Annotated in this window: 21 protein-coding genes; 9 read left to right on the top strand and 12 right to left on the bottom strand. The window is 38.6% G+C overall.

Features of this window, described 5'->3' with window-relative positions; genetic code table 11:
* Nucleotides 1-168: 168 nt before the first annotated feature.
* Both GARC_RS16300 and GARC_RS16295 read right to left on the bottom strand, forming a co-directional pair.
* Entirely contained in the window at nucleotides 169-573 is a 405-nt protein-coding gene (locus tag GARC_RS16300) for a BLUF domain-containing protein (RefSeq protein WP_007622166.1), read from the bottom strand.
* Between the two features lie 57 nt (nucleotides 574-630).
* Nucleotides 631-1923, bottom strand: a complete 1293-nt coding sequence (locus GARC_RS16295) for a M20/M25/M40 family metallo-hydrolase (protein WP_039989879.1) — start codon at nucleotides 1921-1923, stop codon at nucleotides 631-633.
* 350 nt (nucleotides 1924-2273) lie between these two features.
* Here GARC_RS16295 and GARC_RS16290 point away from each other — a divergent pair, with 350 nt between their 5' ends.
* From GARC_RS16290 to GARC_RS16265, 6 genes are all read left to right on the top strand, one after another.
* The gene (locus tag GARC_RS16290; protein WP_007622164.1) at nucleotides 2274-2582 is read left to right on the top strand and encodes a helix-turn-helix domain-containing protein; all 309 of its coding nucleotides are present in this window, start codon (nucleotides 2274-2276) and stop codon (nucleotides 2580-2582) included.
* On the top strand, nucleotides 2579-3835 hold the full coding sequence (locus GARC_RS16285; RefSeq protein WP_007622162.1) for a type II toxin-antitoxin system HipA family toxin: 1257 nt from the start codon (nucleotides 2579-2581) through the stop codon (nucleotides 3833-3835). The genes GARC_RS16290 and GARC_RS16285 overlap by 4 nt, the downstream gene beginning before the upstream one ends.
* Nucleotides 3836-3852: 17 nt before the next feature.
* A complete protein-coding gene (locus GARC_RS16280; protein ID WP_007622160.1) occupies nucleotides 3853-4356 on the top strand; it encodes a regulatory protein RecX in 504 nt (167 codons plus the stop codon).
* Between the two features lie 364 nt (nucleotides 4357-4720).
* On the top strand, nucleotides 4721-5365 hold the full coding sequence (locus GARC_RS16275; RefSeq protein ID WP_007622158.1) for a DUF2238 domain-containing protein: 645 nt from the start codon (nucleotides 4721-4723) through the stop codon (nucleotides 5363-5365).
* Between the two features lie 102 nt (nucleotides 5366-5467).
* On the top strand, nucleotides 5468-5782 hold the full coding sequence (locus GARC_RS16270; protein WP_007622156.1) for a DUF1840 domain-containing protein: 315 nt from the start codon (nucleotides 5468-5470) through the stop codon (nucleotides 5780-5782).
* A gap of 672 nt (nucleotides 5783-6454) precedes the next feature.
* A complete protein-coding gene (locus GARC_RS16265; RefSeq protein ID WP_007622150.1) occupies nucleotides 6455-7255 on the top strand; it encodes a class I SAM-dependent methyltransferase in 801 nt (266 codons plus the stop codon).
* A gap of 25 nt (nucleotides 7256-7280) precedes the next feature.
* Here the strand turns inward: GARC_RS16265 and GARC_RS16260 are convergent, their stop codons facing one another.
* The gene (locus GARC_RS16260) at nucleotides 7281-7589 is read right to left on the bottom strand and encodes a helix-turn-helix domain-containing protein (RefSeq protein WP_007622148.1); all 309 of its coding nucleotides are present in this window, start codon (nucleotides 7587-7589) and stop codon (nucleotides 7281-7283) included.
* A gap of 475 nt (nucleotides 7590-8064) precedes the next feature.
* Nucleotides 8065-8922, bottom strand: a complete 858-nt coding sequence (locus GARC_RS16255; protein WP_007622147.1) for a LysR family transcriptional regulator — start codon at nucleotides 8920-8922, stop codon at nucleotides 8065-8067.
* Between the two features lie 186 nt (nucleotides 8923-9108).
* On the opposite strand from GARC_RS16255, the gene GARC_RS16250 reads away from it, so the two are divergent.
* Nucleotides 9109-9504 carry a hypothetical protein gene (locus GARC_RS16250; protein ID WP_007622146.1) on the top strand — a complete coding sequence of 132 codons (396 nt, stop codon included), beginning with the start codon at nucleotides 9109-9111 and terminating at the stop codon, nucleotides 9502-9504.
* Nucleotides 9505-9758: 254 nt separating this feature from the next.
* Here the strand turns inward: GARC_RS16250 and GARC_RS16245 are convergent, their stop codons facing one another.
* Both GARC_RS16245 and GARC_RS16240 read right to left on the bottom strand, forming a co-directional pair.
* Nucleotides 9759-9986, bottom strand: coding sequence for a hypothetical protein (locus GARC_RS16245; RefSeq protein ID WP_007622144.1), 228 nt, complete (start codon nucleotides 9984-9986; stop codon nucleotides 9759-9761).
* A gap of 9 nt (nucleotides 9987-9995) precedes the next feature.
* Entirely contained in the window at nucleotides 9996-10469 is a 474-nt protein-coding gene (locus GARC_RS16240; RefSeq protein WP_007622138.1) for a Tse2 family ADP-ribosyltransferase toxin, read from the bottom strand.
* 413 nt (nucleotides 10470-10882) lie between these two features.
* Between GARC_RS16240 and GARC_RS16235 the strand changes: the two genes are divergently transcribed.
* Nucleotides 10883-11131 carry a DUF2960 family protein gene (locus GARC_RS16235; RefSeq protein ID WP_007622136.1) on the top strand — a complete coding sequence of 83 codons (249 nt, stop codon included), beginning with the start codon at nucleotides 10883-10885 and terminating at the stop codon, nucleotides 11129-11131.
* Nucleotides 11132-11443: 312 nt separating this feature from the next.
* Here GARC_RS16235 and GARC_RS26945 read toward each other — a convergent pair whose 3' ends face one another.
* Both GARC_RS26945 and GARC_RS16225 read right to left on the bottom strand, forming a co-directional pair.
* Nucleotides 11444-11638, bottom strand: a complete 195-nt coding sequence (locus GARC_RS26945) for a hypothetical protein (protein ID WP_007622134.1) — start codon at nucleotides 11636-11638, stop codon at nucleotides 11444-11446.
* Complete coding sequence (locus tag GARC_RS16225; RefSeq protein WP_007622131.1) at nucleotides 11631-12335, bottom strand: transposase; 705 nt, start codon at nucleotides 12333-12335, stop codon at nucleotides 11631-11633. Before GARC_RS16225 ends, GARC_RS26945 begins: the two co-directional genes overlap by 8 nt.
* A gap of 356 nt (nucleotides 12336-12691) precedes the next feature.
* Here GARC_RS16225 and GARC_RS16220 point away from each other — a divergent pair, with 356 nt between their 5' ends.
* Entirely contained in the window at nucleotides 12692-13459 is a 768-nt protein-coding gene (locus tag GARC_RS16220; protein WP_007622129.1) for a DUF6090 family protein, read from the top strand.
* Between the two features lie 177 nt (nucleotides 13460-13636).
* Here the strand turns inward: GARC_RS16220 and GARC_RS26015 are convergent, their stop codons facing one another.
* From GARC_RS26015 to GARC_RS16200, 4 genes are all read right to left on the bottom strand, one after another.
* A complete protein-coding gene (locus tag GARC_RS26015) occupies nucleotides 13637-14755 on the bottom strand; it encodes a hypothetical protein (RefSeq protein WP_007622127.1) in 1119 nt (372 codons plus the stop codon).
* Nucleotides 14748-16571 carry an AAA family ATPase gene (locus tag GARC_RS16210; RefSeq protein WP_007622125.1) on the bottom strand — a complete coding sequence of 608 codons (1824 nt, stop codon included), beginning with the start codon at nucleotides 16569-16571 and terminating at the stop codon, nucleotides 14748-14750. The genes GARC_RS26015 and GARC_RS16210 overlap by 8 nt, the downstream gene beginning before the upstream one ends.
* 162 nt (nucleotides 16572-16733) lie before the next feature.
* Nucleotides 16734-16949 (bottom strand): hypothetical protein, encoded by a 216-nt coding sequence (locus GARC_RS16205; RefSeq protein WP_007622123.1) that lies wholly within the window; start codon nucleotides 16947-16949, stop codon nucleotides 16734-16736.
* Between the two features lie 93 nt (nucleotides 16950-17042).
* The gene (locus tag GARC_RS16200; protein ID WP_007622121.1) at nucleotides 17043-17438 is read right to left on the bottom strand and encodes a group I intron-associated PD-(D/E)XK endonuclease; all 396 of its coding nucleotides are present in this window, start codon (nucleotides 17436-17438) and stop codon (nucleotides 17043-17045) included.
* Nucleotides 17439-17541 lie beyond the last annotated feature (103 nt).

Raw genomic sequence — 17541 nt, 5'->3', positions numbered from 1 at the left:
TAAAAAAACTCAATGCACTCTAGAGAATTTGAGGTTTAGTTGCACGAATTAGCGTGACTGTCCTGTTAATTGCGCTGAGAAAGAAACCTATTTTCTGCATCTTTATCGATATATTGAGTTTAACTCTGTGCCAGCAGCTATGAGAAGAGCGCGAATTACTCCCCTGAATTATCCTAGTCCTTGCAACAACCCACGCAACCCTTTCCCATGACTTAGTTTGAATTCTTGGGTTTTACCGTATTGTGTCAACACAGATTTAAGATCATCGGAAAGGTCGTTATCCCAGTTGCAAACAAAACCCATGCTCCAATTGGGGTAATCTCGCTTTTCTATTATTTCAGAAATAATGACACGCAAATTTTGATGACGGGGATCACGCCTGATTGCTTCTAATAGTGTAAAAACATGTTTTTTTGAACCTTCTAAGACCTGAAAAAAGTTCTGGCCATTCACCACAAGAAAACCGGTTATATCTTGCTCGTAATTATTTTTTGTCGATACAGCAAGAATATCGTCAAAATCTTGCTGATTTAGTTCTCGAGAAAAATCACTAACATAAATTAAATGGATCATAAATCGTCCGTTTTGATTTGTTACAGCTGAGTGGTCACTTCTTTATGCGGATTGGTATTAGCGATATTTTAAGCGGTTTAATAAAATGGCGGCCCGCTTAGCCTGTAAGCTTAGGGTGCTTAAATCACCGGTTTCATTTACGGTATGACCTGCCGAGCCACTCATGCCAAGACCATCAAGTGCCATATCAACATACTCAGAGGTGAAGGACACATCGGCAGCACCGGCATTTAATGGGTTTACCGCCTCCACAGATCCATATCCCAACTCTTCACTGATTTGGCTGAACAGGCTAAGCAATATTTTATTGCCATCGGTAGGGGCCATTGGTGGATAACCTTCGCCAATGACCAGTTCGCCAGTCGTTTTAGGTAGATGCTCTGCCACTATGGCATGCATCTTAGTTTTAACGCGTTCTAACTGTTGTAGTGAAATGGCGCGGATATCACCAGTGACAATAGTCGATTGCGCAACCACATTATTTTTACCAAAAGTACTGCCACTATTAGTCGCTTTATTATGTTCGACATCGGTGCCTCCCATAATCCGCCCAGGATTAAAAGTCAGTAACTCTTCACTACGAAGCTCCTCATAAAAACGATTTAATATCCGGGCGGCTTCGTAAATGGCGCCTGCGCCGATTTGTTCTTTGAATATTTGTGATGAGTGAGAGGCCACGCCGCTTAAGCTTAATTCCCAATCCACCGAGCCACGACGGGAAATATTGGCGGTTTTAGGGTTGCCATCGCCATTTTCAAAGCCTAGGGAAATGTCTGCCCATTTAGCGCCATCAATCAGGGCCTTCTTCGATAATGCCAGTGGTCTGCCGCTGAGCTCTTCATCACCCGTCATAACTACCAAGATGTTCATATCATTCAATTCACCGGCCGCCTTGAGTGCGCCAAGTGCTTGTAAAATAATGATGTTGCCACCTTTCATATCCGCAATACCGGGGCCTTTTGCTCGATTATTTTCTAGTAGTTCAAAGTGTTGGAATGGGCTATTGGCAGCAAATACAGTGTCCAGATGGCCGATAAGTAATAATTTTGGTCCGTTGCCGCCATGAAGCTCAGCAATGAGGTGACCGGCTCGATTAAAAGCACTGCCGTCTTCGAAGCGAGCGCTAAAACCGAGCTTTTCAAATTCGGGAATTAAGACATCAGCGACTTTACGAACACCGGCAAAGTTCATGGTGCCGCTGTTAATATTGACCACTTTTTCAAGTAATTGCAGCGCTTGAGGATTGTTATGGTCAATATACTCAAGCATTTTCTTTTCGTTCGCCGATAACTCAGCCATTACCGTATTGGTCATTAGTGCACAGAGGGCAAAGACTAGAAATCTTTTCATTTTTGGGCTCTTTTAGTGGATGAAAGTAAAACTCTACCGTCGCATAGTAGGTTACTGACACTTTATCTCATTAATAAAGCCAGTGACACAAACGGTTTAAAGCTAAGGTGACACCCATCTTTAAAAAGAAGATACGGCTAACCTAGATTCAATTGAAATATCTAGGGGGGAATAATCGTGTTCCGGCCCGATATTTCCAATATTTCAGCGTGACTGTCCTGATAGCTTTTCACACATAAGCTAATTAAATTCCTTTTTTCAAAGATTGTTTTTGCCATTTAAATCGTGACACACCAATTTAGTGACACTATAATGTCATTAAAGTTATTTTTAATAGACTTAATAACATAATGATGTCACTTGCCTCACCAGCGAAATCTCAAAAAAAACTAGCAGAGAATGCAAGAGCAAAGCGTCTGCAAATGGATCTTACACAAGCGGGGCTGGCCAACCGCTCTGGCGTCCCCCTTCGTACTTTGCGTAAGTTCGAGCAAGAGGGAGCTATATCCCTAGAATCATTCCTCAAGCTTTATATGGTGCTTGGTGGCCTAGATGACATTATTGAAGCTAGCGCGCCTAAAAAAACTGAGTTTTTATCGATTGATGAAGTGCTTAAAACACCAAGCACGAAAACACGTCAGCGAGGTAGTCGAAAATGAGCACAAGAAAGACCACAAATGAAATAAAAGTCAGCCTCGACTTCGGCACAAAACGCATTGCGATAGGTCGCCTTGCTATGCGCGAGCGAAAAGTCTACTTTGAATATGAACGCAGTTTTATCGAACTGAACCTAGAAATATCACCTATAAAACTTCCACTACAGCCAGGCTTGCAGAGTTTTGACAATACCCTATTTGAAGGGTTGCCAGGCGTATTTAATGACAGCTTACCCGATGGATGGGGGCGGTTATTGTTTGACCGTTTTGCACGGACTCAGGGGATCCTACCTGCTGATATAACACCGCTAGATAGGCTAGCTAATATTGGCACCCATGGGCTTGGCGCACTGGCTTATCAATCTAATTTTGGCGAGCCTGACTTTGGTTTAGTCGAACAACATGAAAGTATCAACTTAGATAAAATATCCGCAGAAGCACAAAAAGTACTCGATGGTAAAAGCAGTGATGTACTGGAAAACCTTATCGCTTTAAATGGCTCTTCGGCTGGTGCGCGACCAAAAGCCCTCATTGGTGTTAATCAAAAGCGCGATCATATTATTAATGGCGTGAGCACACTCCCTGAAGGCTATGAGCCTTGGATAGTAAAATTCTCTAACACACAAGATGGCATTGATGCTGGCGCAATAGAATATGTTTACGCTCTTCTCGCAAAAGGCGCTGGCATTGATATGCCAGATGTTCACCTTTTCTCTGCTGAAAAAGGGCCCGGATATTTTGCGATAAAGCGCTTTGACCGTGTTGCTTCAAAACGCTATCACATGCATACCGCTTGCGGGTTGCTGCACTCAGATTTTAGAACACCTTCTTTAGACTACGAAGACCTCTTAACTTTAACGGGCATGCTGACTCGCGATGTGCGCGAGGTCGAAAAAGCATTCAGATTGGCCGCATTTAATGTGCTCACACATAACCGTGATGACCATTCAAAAAACTTTAGTTTTTTGATGGATGAAGATAGTCATTGGAAGCTCTCTCCAGCATATGATTTGACATTCTCGTCTGGCCCAAGTGGAGAACAAAGCACGACTGTTATGGGTGAAGGCAGAAACCCTAGCGTTGAACACCTATTGAAACTCGCTAAAGAGACCAATATCAAAAAACAAAAAGCTGAAGACATATTGGACGAAATACAATCTAGCTTAGAGCATTGGACTGAGCTTGCAAAAAGATATGGCGTGAACAACGCAAACATTAAACTTATACAATCAAAATTAAAATTAAAAAATAGATAAATTCATAGAGCTAAAACATGTTTAAGAAAGCACAAGATGCAAAGCCTAAAGAGATAACATACGAGCGAGTGAAAGGTTATTTCTTGTGGCTGATTGGCAAATATGGAGATTACACATCAAAAACCTTAATGCAAAAGGCAAACCTATTATTCAAAGAAGACACCTCATTTAATGAGGAAGCGCTCAACCATCTTATCGAACGAGGAATTGTTGATGATCTTCGGTATGCACAACGCTTGACCCTAAGTTATTCAGAAAAGAATATTGGTCCCAACAAAATAAAGCAAAAACTTTACACCAAAGGCTTCACATCCCAAATAATCAATGAGTGCGTAGAATCAATAAGTAACACTGAAGAAGACTATTTAGATAAAGCATTAGCACTTAAAATTAAAAAATTTGGTGAACCTCCTATTGTAGATGAAAAAATCAAACAAAAAGCATTGAGACATTTGATTGGGCAAGGATTCTCCTATTCAGTTGCCAATAAAGCGATTAGCCACTCAAGTAAAGAGAATTAACACCGCTTAATGTTTACCAAAATATCTGCTGTTAATTAACAGTAATAATTAACAGCAGAGTCATGCTAATTCCTCACATGTAAGTAAACTATGAACACAAGCGGACAACGCTATTCGTCGAGCTTTGTGCATATTTGAGGTGACAAGTGACAGGGTATTGTTCAATATGGTGTTTACATTCATGGCATTAATGCTTTGTGAGTTTTGGCGATTGATCGGATCACCAAATGTCATGAATGTTAGCTAAAACATTTAATTATCTCATTGTTTTACCTGGACTATTTGTTGGGATACCTCAGATTTTGCCACCGATATTCCTATGCCTATGTTCTATTAAACATTAATATAAAGGATAGTTTTGGATATGATTATAAAAGCCAGTGATAAAACGAGAAGCACCACTTGGTTGGCTATCCTTATTATCTCGTTTGTCGCAATATGGACAAATTCAATAATTGGCACTACCGACACTGCAAATTGGCTTATCGAAAATACCCTGACAGCCATTTCATTGCTTTTTTTAATAACAACTTACACAAAATACAAATTCAGCACCTTCAGTTATTTGTTGATCTGTATTTTTTTATGCATGCATGTATATGGTTCAAAATATACCTATTCAGAGAATCCATTTGGGTATTGGTTACAGGATATGTTTAATTCCCCTCGAAACCAATATGACCGCCTTGTTCATTTTAGCTTCGGTATTTTACTTTTTTACCCTATGCAAGAATGCTTTGCAAAATGGCTAAAATACCCCAAAACTATCGCCTTATTTTTACCCATAACGATTATACTTTCCGTTAGTGCAATATATGAAATCATAGAATGGCTCGTTGCCGATATGTTTTTTGTAGAAGAGGGAGACGCCTATTTAGGCACCCAAGGAGATATATGGGATGCTCAAAAAGATATGGCTTTAGCATTTTTAGGGTCATGTATAGCAACGTTATTTTTTATTTTTTCAACTTATTTAAATATCGGGGTTAAATATCGGAGGTCAGAATGAACTTTTAATAAGAGGGGGGAACTAGGTAGTTGAAGTAAAGAGAGTTGTATAGGCGTACACTCATCTTACATTTATTGAGCAACCCTTAAGAGTTAATTCATCATGTTAGTAATTTTTTCCAGTCAGGCTAGTGCCAACATTACTATGTTCGGAGATATAGCAGTGCAATTACTGAAAATGATGGGGCATAGCGGTACTGTTCCCAGTGCAATACTTGCAAAAGATGTCCCAGCAGCACTGACGAATCTGGAAGCTGCGCTCGGGGTAGCAGAGCAACAACCCGGATCAGAAGAACCTACAGACGATACCGAGGAAACGTCTTTTGTCAGCCTTTCTCACCGTGCTTTACCTTTAATCGACTTACTAAAGGCAGCAATAAAAGAAGAAAATAACGTGCAGTGGACGGACAACAATTAGTCCCGCCGCGCAATGTTAAAGTAAAAAGAGTAAGCAATAGAATTTTTACCCGCAAGGGCAAAGAGTTAAGCATCTATCAAGATGCTTTGGCGCAACTATATTCAAGCAGTTTTGGGCGGGTTTGTGCTATTTTCAGAAGTTGAGAATGACTGAACAATTAACAGAACAACCACGATAACTAATTACAAAGCTACCTACCCTCGAATAAAAGTTCGTCAATAATTTATTCCATTTATGGGTTAAGCACTGCGCCATCAGGAACGGCGTAGTGCTTAAACAGCTGGCCACGAATTAGCGTGACTGTCTTGTTAATTGTCTGTCTTGTTAATTGTTCTAACCTAGATAAATTTAATCCCTTATCGTTGATTTTGTTACACTTTGGAAAAATCAGCTGCATTTGTACTTAATACCATTGTGCATAAAGAAGTGACCTCTCAGCGAGATTTTAAATGGACTTAATCAAGGCGCTTGAATGAAGTAATAGTTATTCTATTGCGAATTCGAGCAACGCAGAGTAAGTCCTTTTAAAACTCGCCCTAAAGGGAAAGCACCAGCCATTCTTGCGATTCGTTCTCACTACTTGAAAGGGATTAACCATTACTGCATAGTGACGCCTTACGCAAAAATGTCTGGTGCATTCTGAGTGGTCACTTCTTTATACGGATTGGTATAATGTACTTACCCAAAAACTGCCGTGTTATTACAATTGGCGATGGCGATTTAAGTTTCTCGCGAGCCTTACTAGAACATATTCCCCCTAACAATCTTATAGCAACGACTTACGATAGTGAGGATGGGCTAAGGAACAAATACACTCGAAATGCACTGGATGATTTGTTAAGCGCGGGGGTGATGGTCAAACATAGTGTCGATATAAAGGATAGTGCAAGCGTTACCCGCCTACCGCAAAACTTTGCCGACATAGTCATTTTTAATCACCCCTTAGTACCAAGTCAACATAGCGACGTTACACCTCAAAAAGAGCGTAAAAAACGCGCTAACCTAGCCAATCGTGATTTACTTTATCGCTTTTTAAAACACAGCTTTGCAATGTTATTAAACCCAGAGGGTCAGCGCCTTTGCTATATCACTAGCAAGTCAGTAAAGCCCTACAGCGATTGGCATATTGAAACAAGCTTAACCCTTAACAGGCCTTACCAATTCCTAGGTAATCAGGTATTTAATTTATCCTTATTTAAAAACTACATGGTGCGAAAAGTAGACAAAGATAAGTACGTAAAGCATGAAGAAAGTAAGGTGTATGTATATTCGGATAAAAATGCACACCCGATTAATGGTTACCTCACAGCATTTAGATTTGCCGAAGATAAATGCTGCCCGATTTGCCGAGTGGGTCCGTTAACACATGCCGATGATTGGAAAAATCATCACAACACCCGCCTGCATAAAACACAGCAGCAATATCATGATCTGTGGTCAGCACATTGCCACCTAAACTATCAGTACCTTTGAGGCCAGGTAGAGAGAACAGGAGTGATTAATAAACCAACACCCTCAAACCTTTGTGAGCCACTAAGTTAAGTAGTTTCAATGATGTACCACGAGGTTTTTTGTTGCCTTGCTCCCATTGTCTAACCGTTGATGGACTAGTGTTCAAGTAAGCAGCAAAAACAGCTTGGCTAACGTGTTCTTTTTCACGTAAAGCTTTAATGTTTTCAGCGTTATAATGTTTCACTTCAGGCAAGCAGATAGCATCGAACTCACGCAGAGTTGTCATATTCATCACCCCTGCTTCTGCCAGATCTTTTGCTGTATCCTGTACTACATCTAGAATGTTATCTTTCATATCATTTCACTTTTTAAACCATTTTGATTTATAAATTAGTATGTATCCTCCTTAACACTCACCGAAGTGTAACACTAAGTAATATAATCAAAGTGATGATTTGATGCACGAGTTAACGTGACTGTCCTGATAGTTTGCTCCTTTGAGGTCAGATGATTTATCTAAAATGAAAACTATCGTGGTTGTTTGTTAATTCATATAGTTTATTTAAATTCACTCTGACCTTTTATTCTTAAAAAGACCTTAGAGTCCCTATCGCCTAAAGAGCGTGTACTGATGTTAGCCTTATTAAAAATCGAGTAACAAGGTACTGCTGAATAATTACTTCTAAAGATCCCCGTGGCGACTAATAGTGCTAATGACTTCGTCGTTATTTAATTTGGATATTTCAGGAGGTGCTGTAAATGACAGAGCAGCATATGCTTCGTATATGGCCATCTTGATAAAGACTATTGTAAATAACTAGGTAAAAGGTCTAGTCGCTGCTTTTTACTTTATCTAGCGCCATAGACCTATGTTGTATTGCCTCAATAGTTTTAATTAATACATTAGGCAGCTTTCGATATGCGAGCACAATGGAGCGTGTTATTGGGGTATCCAAAACAATGGATATGTACTTTAAGTCGTGGTCTTGTTGGATATACGATCCTGGTATCACAGCAACCCCTAATCCTAGCTTTACCAAGCCTTGGATTTGTAAGTCGTGAATAGCTTTTCCTTTGTAAGTGATTGTTATGTTTTTCTCATTGGTGAGTCGTTCAAACACTTTGCGGTTAGTACAGTAAGGTCGCTCAATAAACTCAAGATCTTTGAATGACTCTAACCTGACTTTATTGTTATTTGCTAATGCATGATCCCGGCGCACAACCAACTTGTAACTTTCCTGATTGAGTCTTTTAAATTGAAATTTTGATGAAAGCAATTGCTCATCAATGATAGCCAACTGCGATTGTTCAACGCTATCAACTATCGACAAATTAATAGATGGCGCGCTATGTTTAATGGTTTCAATAATATCGGAATACTGTTCAATGTTAATGTCTGGCTGTATATAGAGATGCAACTCAACTTTACTATTAGGTGTAAAGGCGGCTTCTAGTTGCTGGTTTTGTAATAACAAATCTGTCGCGAGTTTGTACAGTTTTTCCCCCTCTATCGTTGGCCGTATCCCCTGTTTGCTTCGCTCAAATAATATGACACCCAAGCTACTTTCCAATGATTTGATGGCATGAGTAATTGACGGCTGTGAAATAAAGCATCGTAGTGCTGCAGCAGTAATTGAGCCCTCTTCATAAGCCGCTATAAAGTAGTGGAGAGGCTTAACTTCTATCACACAATTTACCTATGGTTTGATAATAAAATACATATTATACCTATATGTAAATTTTAACTAATCTATCTACCTTCTGCTTAACGTTATTTTCTATTTCACAAAATTAACGTTATTCGTATGTTCTATCAGCACTCGATATTTATTCGAAAGGGCTAATTGAATACAACTAATAATAAGGTATCTAAAATGTTTGAACGTCATGACAATATTGTAATCCATCAATTGCTAAATCGGTTTGAAAAGGGAGATATGACATTGTTAGAACTGATTGCCGACGATATTGATTTCCGCATTGACCACTATAAAGACGATGCCGACACTAGTTGGCAGCAGTGTCAAAATAAAGAGGCATTTATCAACGTTTTAACTCGATTAGGAGTTGAGATTTTTCCTAAAGGCACGATGATAAACGGATTAACGTCGCTTGAATTGAGTGACGGCTGGTATCTAACTACATTTGATCAATCATTTTGGTACGGTTTAGCCGAGAAAAATGTGACGAGCAGGACATACATTATCTCTCACGAATGCAACGGTCAGCTGGACTATTTTCGAGAGAATGTAACCACGTTGCAATATTAAACATCTTTGTCATTATTTCAGATGGAACCCCATGTTTGTCGCTTCTTTTTCTTTGTTAGTTGGTTGATGTGGGGGGATTTGAGGGGGATATATGAGGTCCGTTTACGCATGCAGTTGATTGGAAAAATCATCACAACACCCGCCTTCATAAAACACAGCAGCAATATCATGATTTGTGGTCAGCACATTGCAACCTAAACTATCAGTACCTTTGAGGTTAGGCTTAAGTTTACTCTGACCCAGATACTTAAGTATCAATCATCTACTTCGCGAACAAGCTGTTGATAGGGGGGCAGATTGGTGGCTTCTTGATATGCTTTTTCGTATGCCTCTTCAAGATCCTCCGCTGCGTTCTCCAGTGAAACTAGAAACTCTTCATCTCCGTCTACTACGTCTGATTCAGCCAAGTTATGAAAGGCATGGATCTCCTTGTCGATAGCCTGAATGGCCAAAACAAGCGTGCGTTCATTAATCTCGGGCATAGTACCTCCTTACTTCGCGTTTTGAACTTGTTTTGCAATGGCAGCACGTGCAAAATGATTCAATGCTCCTTTATAAGCATCAACTGTCATCGGATTTTTAGGCTCAATCTGATAGTGGCGCCCACTAAGCTTTTTGTCACGATTTTTACGCTTGCTTCTACCCCTTTTAATATTTAAGCCTTCACTGTATTCAGTATCTTTGGGGACATGAAAATATTCCCAAGAGTCTGGACCAAACCAGCCCGATACATCAAACATAGATGTGCCGCCACCAGTTTTCACCATTTCAGCCTTAGTTAAAGCGTCATTGTAGAGTGTTACATCCGCGCTACTGGTTCTTTCCTCACCACTTGCGGTAATATAGCTCGTGTCGTGAAATCGTGGATAAAGTAGGCCATCAATAGCTTCACCGTCTACGATAAAGGGAGTGTCAAAAGAAGCTTCTTTGATAGCTCGATATAAATCAGTTTCTATTTTTGGCATATTGAATCCTTCCTCTACATTGAAATTAAAAGCTTAATGCAACGTGTTATTCGGGTCAATTTTTTTAGCTAATAACTAACAAGTGGTCAATTTAGATGAATAACGATGCCAACCAAAACTTCAGTTGGCATTGCCGATAACAGTTCCTTTCCCTTACGACCCATTTTCCCTTACCAAAACAAATTTGACGGTCATTTCCCCGCTGAATGACATGCTGGGCAATGCCAAGGGGGCAGATACGAGCTAAACGACTCATAGGATTTCCTTATCTCTGAGTTAACCAAATCTTGAGTGTAGCCGATGGTTTATTTAACCTTGTTCTGACCCCGACATTTATATTTTTTGTTAAGCTTATTGAGTTTATAATGGCGGTCAAATAGTTTTCGCAATTGATGGACCCTCGAGAGTATAAAATGGCCCATAAAGTACGTTATAAGTTTAATGGTGTGGCAAAGGAAATAAGCTTTTCTTACAGCCGCTATCAAAATATGCATGAGGCAGTGGCCGATGCTGAAGGAGTAGACCTTACCCAGTTTTTGCAAACTGAGCAGCGAGTTGCCTCAATCAGTAAAGGCAAAGCCACCGTAAGAAATTTTAGAGATGCCGAATTTGTAAAAATGGGTTTTACTGAATTATATTTCTTAAAAAATGGTCAAGAATGATGGTCGTTTTTGGTCATGCAGTTAAGATTATAGTGAGCATCAACAAATAGACAGGAAAGCCGATTGCCACAGCATTGGCTGGCCTAAGGCTTAGACACAGGGATGTGCCTAATGCACATCAGATACTGACTCTAAAGGTCGCAGGGCTTTTTTAGTGTGAAATACAAAGAGCACGCTGCGCGCCATCGTCGTGATGGTTTTTGTCTTGAATCCCTTCAAGCCAGTTACTTTTTCTTCTGCAGCTAAGAATAAAGTAACCAAAAAGAAATAAAGGGGTCAGAATAAAGGGGTCAGAGTTACTTTAATACTTTTTTAATCATTTTTCTTCTTACGCCACCCTACTGGTCTGCCCCGTTTGCCTTCAACAACTAGCCTCCCAGTAAGGCTTTCAATATCCGCAAAAAAGTCATCGTTACCAATAGCTAATCCCTTATTGGTGGCTTGACGGATATCTTCCAACAACTGAAATAAAGGGGTCAGAGTTACTTTAATACTTTTTTTAATCATTTTTCTTCTTACGCCACCCTACTGGTCTGCCCCGTTTGCCTTCAACAACTAGCCTCCCAGTAAGGCTTTCAATATCCGCAAAAAAGTCATCGTTACCAATAGCTAATCCCTTATTGGTGGCTTGACGGATATCTTCCAACAACTTACCTTCTATTTGCTCTGTATACAGCCCTCGATATACCAACTGGCGCTCCTTTGGGTTTCTACCAAGACGGGTATAAATAGAATGAGGTGTTAGCAAGTCACTCTTCTTTCCAAGTGCATTACATTGGTAACTTGACCAAAAATAATCGGCGGGCTCATTGACCATCGATGCCCTCACAGGGTTCATTTCTATATAACGATAAACTTGCATAAGGTAGGTTTCCTCTTGCACCAAACAAGATTTAAAGCGCCCTTCCCATAGCGTACCTGTTCGTTTGTAACTACGATTAAAATACATCACATACATTCGCCCAAGAGATTGCATCATCTGCGAAATACCATCAGCGCTACTTGGCGTACATAAAAGATGAACATGATTAGTCATCAGCACCCATGCATGAACACTGACTTTATATTTCTTAGAATACGTTTTGAGCCAACCAATATAAGCCTGCATGTCCTCTTCACAAGCAAATATCGCCTGACGATTATTCCCTCTCTGTATTATGTGTTCGGGCACTCCCGCACTAGAAACTCGCAGCCTTCTCGCCATGAAACCAACCTCTTTTTATTAATAAATAAGAGTATAGTTCACTTAAAATGACTCTGACCCCTTTTACTTCCTTAAAAACGCCATTTTCTTGGTCATAAAAAGCAGGGCCGGCCTAACAGTCGAACGTAATGGGATACGACCCCTTTTTCTGATGGCCAAGTCCACAGCGCGAAGCGAACAAAGCACAGCATTAAACACTTCAAAAACGTTACCTTTTGTTCTAGTGCCCTAGCGAAATCAAGATGTATTGTTTAGCACAGCGAGATGGTTTACCCTCCTTACTTCCATCTTATTTTTACGATACCTAGCGCCTTGGTACTCTCACCTAAGCTTGTTAACGATACGGAAGTCACTCAATGATTTTACGCCGCCTCACCAAACACATTAAAGACCAAAATTGGTTCGCCGTTGGGCTTGATTTTGTCATTGTAGTGGTAGGAATTCTGATTGCTTTTCAGATCACCAATTGGAATGAGAATCGCGCTGAACGCGTTCAAGAAGTCCGATATCTCAGTTCCATGAAGCGAGATGTAGAATCTTCCATTCGCATTTTGAACGACTCTATTGCCAATTTACAGCGCCAGCAAAATGCACGTCAGGCACTCTATACATTCCATGCCGAACCAGCAGCCGTGATGGAATCAGATGAGTTGGATAAGCTCATCGCAGACGGCCTGTTTTCACTGGAGCGGGCCAATCTCAACCAGACCACATTCGAGACCTTAAAAAGCTCGGGACAAATGTCTATGATAAAGAGCTCCGAACTCGTTAAGGCCCTACAAGACCTCAGTGCAAAAATCGACAAAGCAGAGGTAGACAAAAACGAAGACTTTCAATTTACGTACAGAATTGTTGATCCGCTTCTAATCGGTGAAGGCGATTTCGACAATATTCTGATGCTTGATTTGAGCTCTATACACAATCGATTGCCTTGGGTCACTAAGCAGCCCGGCGCCGGATACAGCTCTGACTTGGTGAGGTCTCAGCGCTTCAAGAATATTATGTTGTACAAAGCGCTTTATGGACAGCTGCGCTTGGAGGGCTTCAGATCTATTCTTGAGCAACACAAGCTCATCCTCAGTCTGATTGATGAACACCAAGTAAAGCTGGGAGTTACACCATGATCCTTCGCCGCCTCACCACCGCTTTTCGCAAGCAGGACTGGTTTACCGTTGCGGACCAATTAACAGGACAGCCATGATAATTAATTGTTTATTAATAAATAAGAGTATAGTTCACTTAAAATGACTCTGACCCCTTTTACTTGTACTTGTGTTTTGACCCCGCAGTTAAAGGAGTAGCTATAAATCACAATACTTACTAATCAAATCCCTTTTAAATATAGAAAAAATAACGTCCTTGTGATCTTCTGGATTTAACGAATGTTCAATAAATCTTTGTAATGCTGTTTCAAAGTCATCAATCTCAAATAGGTCTTGATAGGATTTAATCTTTTCTTTCGCAACCTTTGGTAGTTTCTCTAAAAAAAACCTTACGTTTTCTATGTGGTTGTTATACCTATTTTCTAAATTAAAATCACTAATATTTTGATCGCTTGCCGTATCTGTTGTATCTAAAAATATTTTTATACTACCTGTGTTTAGTTCACCATAGTTATAAATAGACTCTATAGCTTGCAATATATCGGAATCATCTCTTAACTTAATGTCAAATTTAGCTATACCTTCAAATGATTGCCCCATAGGGTTAATGTGCCTGGGGTCCTTAAAGTTTTTTTCTAGCTTCAAGTCAGTATTACACTCTTTACAAGACGGAATTAGGTTAGAAACTGTAAGTGCGAAAAAAGGAAATTTGTTTTTACTTAGAAAATGATCTAGTGCAGGTCTCATTTCATAATGCAAGCCACCATCCTCTAAGCAATCTTCTAATCTTGTGATTAGTTGAATATTACAATAAGGACATGTCTTCGGCATAAATTCATTTAAATAGTTATATGCGTTCCATTGACCACGGTCATAAATTTCAGCTCTACTAATCTTGCTAAAGGAACCATAGTCAAATACTTTCTTACAATTAACTCGAACTTCCGCACTAATCTCCTCTATGTTTTGCCCTATCAATTCTCTCGGAAAACAATTGGATTCAAGTCCAAAGTGAGTACTAAACGGTTCACTATTTCGTAATTCACTAGGAAGACAAAGCAAGAAAAACAATCTGTGTGCTTTATAAGAATCGGAGCTTTCGAAAGACTCTATTTCATCATAGGTAGCGAAAATAATCCGCTTTAAAAACTCTCGATCTATTAACAGTGCTTTATAAAATCGTTTTTCAAAGTAATATTTGGGCTTTACTTTATAACGAACGGCCGTGTGAAGAAATTTACGATTTAAATGGCCTATAACACCTTTGATGTGAGAGTTTCTTTTCTCTTCAGTAAAGTATTGAGCTATGTTAATCATTATATTCCTCACCTAAATCTTTAATCATTTTACTTACAAAAAGATCTCCGATAGAGTTTGAACGCTTTAAAATTTCTTTATAACTCAATTCACCATTCTTAATTGACTGTATAGTTTCTTTTAACTTTGTATGTGAAAACTCGCCTATAGTTCTTTTTAGTCCAAAGCCCTTGTTGTATAGATCATAAATATTTGATGCGAACATTGGAGTATTAAGTCTATCTTTTTCCCCGATAAAATTTATAGATTCATTTGGTAAATCACATAATACAAAAGGAGAATGAGAGGTGATAACTAACTTTATTTTACACTGCTCTGTGTTGGTAGATGAGAAGAAGCGTACTAACTCATTAATGTAGTTTCTTTGCCATTCTGGATGAAGGTGTATTTCTCCTTCATCAATAAAGATGGTTACCTCATTGAATTTTTTGTATATATCAAATATTCTCGCAAACAATGTTAAAATTGAGTTTTGTCCTGAACTAATACCATTCCACTTAAATTCATACTCAGAAAACAACTCTTTATAACGGTCAAATACTTCATTAAGACCAACAAATTCATCGTATGTCTCAACAGCAAATCTAACCTTTTTAAGTGGTTTATTTTGCTTGTACATACTTTTTTCAACATAGTCTGAAATTTGTGAAATTTCGTAATTGTCGGCATAATCTGGCCGATGGTCCTTAATGTCAAAGTCATTAGTATATGAAGAAAACTGATCTATAGTAAATTGCGCACTATCACTATTATACCGTCCCTTTAGGTATTCTAGAAAAACGGCTAAAAATCTTTCGAATTCTTTTTGTGTCTTATCAATATTTCCAGATTGAATGCGTGAATGTAGGTTTTCAATTTCAATTACTAAGTATTCAAACTCGATAATTATATCCAAAAGCCTTTTTTGACGGTTTTCTAATAAAGAACCAATAATTTTCGTAATTAATTCTGTATTTAAAAAATTAACAAAAGTTACGGAAGGCTCATTCTCTATATCAATTTGACCTTCGCCATGCACGATACTTCGTGGTTCATTTTCGTACATATTGACATCAAAGTGTAATGCAAGATCAATTAAAGAGTGAACAGTATCCTTAGGCAGTAATCCAGAAGGTTCAACTCCTAACGCGTTAGAAGACTTGATTAATGAAGAGAATATACATTTTAGTTTCTTTGACAGTTCTTTTTCTACTCTAAATTCGCCATTCATAGGCACTTTATCAAATTCATATTCTTCATGAACACTGAAATCAGAATAAGATTTTAATAAATTAAAAGTTTTTCGTATTTCTTCGTTTTGAAACTTTTTATTATTTAATTTAGATACATACTTTTGGTTAGAGCAATCCAAATAGTTGAAAAGCCCCTTACTTCTATATATTGTCTTTTTCGCTAGAGGTTCTACGTGATGCGAGAAAAAAATAATATTTTGCCGTTTATCAAAACCGTTAATTTCGCTTAAATGTTTGACTCTTTTACTTTTATATAAAACATTGACTTCTGATTGTCGATAATCGCCCTTAAAGTCATAAAAAAATTCACCTTCTATTTTGTAAATACTGACAAATTGAGCATCAGGAAGTTCCTTTTTGCCTAATATAGATGTGACTACATCAATAGCTGTGGACTTACCCGCACCATTCTTCCCAAACAGAGCAACTATATCCAAGTTTTCTGTGAAAAAGTCCGATTCTAACTGGCTGTCCTTAATTTCAAATTTATTATTATCGTACGCTACAGTGTACTGACTAGTTAATGTTATCTCTTCTTGTTCAAGAACTTTGTGCTTTTTAATATATAAGTAAATTAAGTTCAATTATTACTCCTATAATTTTTACCGCAGCTTCCCAGCCAACAATATACTTAAATAAATTTAATAATATTTATTGATTAATCCATTCAAAAAACTGCGCTACCGCCCAGGGTAAAAACAAAATATAAGTTAGAACCTTATTCATATTACTGTGTAAATATTTCTTTATTGAATATTTTGCTTACGCCAATTATCAATTGCAGTAGTTAATCTGTTAGCGGGTGTTGCTTCTTGCCACTCGTCCCAAAAGTTCACAGTACCGCTATTAGGTTTATTTATAGGTTCATCAATGCGAATTCGACTTGGCAGCAAACAAGCATCACCAACAACCAATGCCTCACCAGTATCGAGTGTTGGAAGAATATCGCTAAACCAAAACATTTACAAAGACACCCATTTTAATTTGGTGATTACTTACGAGGACACTCATTGTAATTTTCGATTGAAACCGAAGAAGAAAAATTAAAGATGCAGCTAAGCCCTATTAAACGCTTTCATAAAATTTTTAGGATCTTGGTAAAACTTGACATGACCAACAGCATTAAGGCGTTTCCTACTTTGCCTGAAAGGTGGTGTGATAAATCCCCAACTTCCTATTCGAGAAAAGTAAATGACGTAGTCGATTTTGGCGTTCCCCCACTTATTTTCAACGAAGACATTTTCTTCATTAGACTCTATCGACTTAACTTGAATACGATAAAAATCATCGCCATCAGAGATAACAAAATCGGTTTTTAAACCATGATCGATCATCGGCATAAATACGTCCCAACCGTCTTTAAGCAACCAGCTAGCGGCTAATGTTTCGTATGACATGCTTTTATAATGTTTAAGGGATTGGTTTGCGGGATTTGAATTTCTTACAGGCATAGATATATCCAATAAATAATTGATGTCGTATGCCAGCACATGGCTTTCTGTATACGATCAGAGTCCTCATAACGAGCAACTCCCAATTAATTATCACCATACA

The sequence above is a fragment of the Paraglaciecola arctica BSs20135 genome (genome assembly GCF_000314995.1).
Lineage (GTDB): Bacteria > Pseudomonadota > Gammaproteobacteria > Enterobacterales > Alteromonadaceae > Paraglaciecola > Paraglaciecola arctica.
Note: the sequence above shows the minus strand (reverse complement) of the source record. Positions and strands in the feature narration are given on the sequence as shown.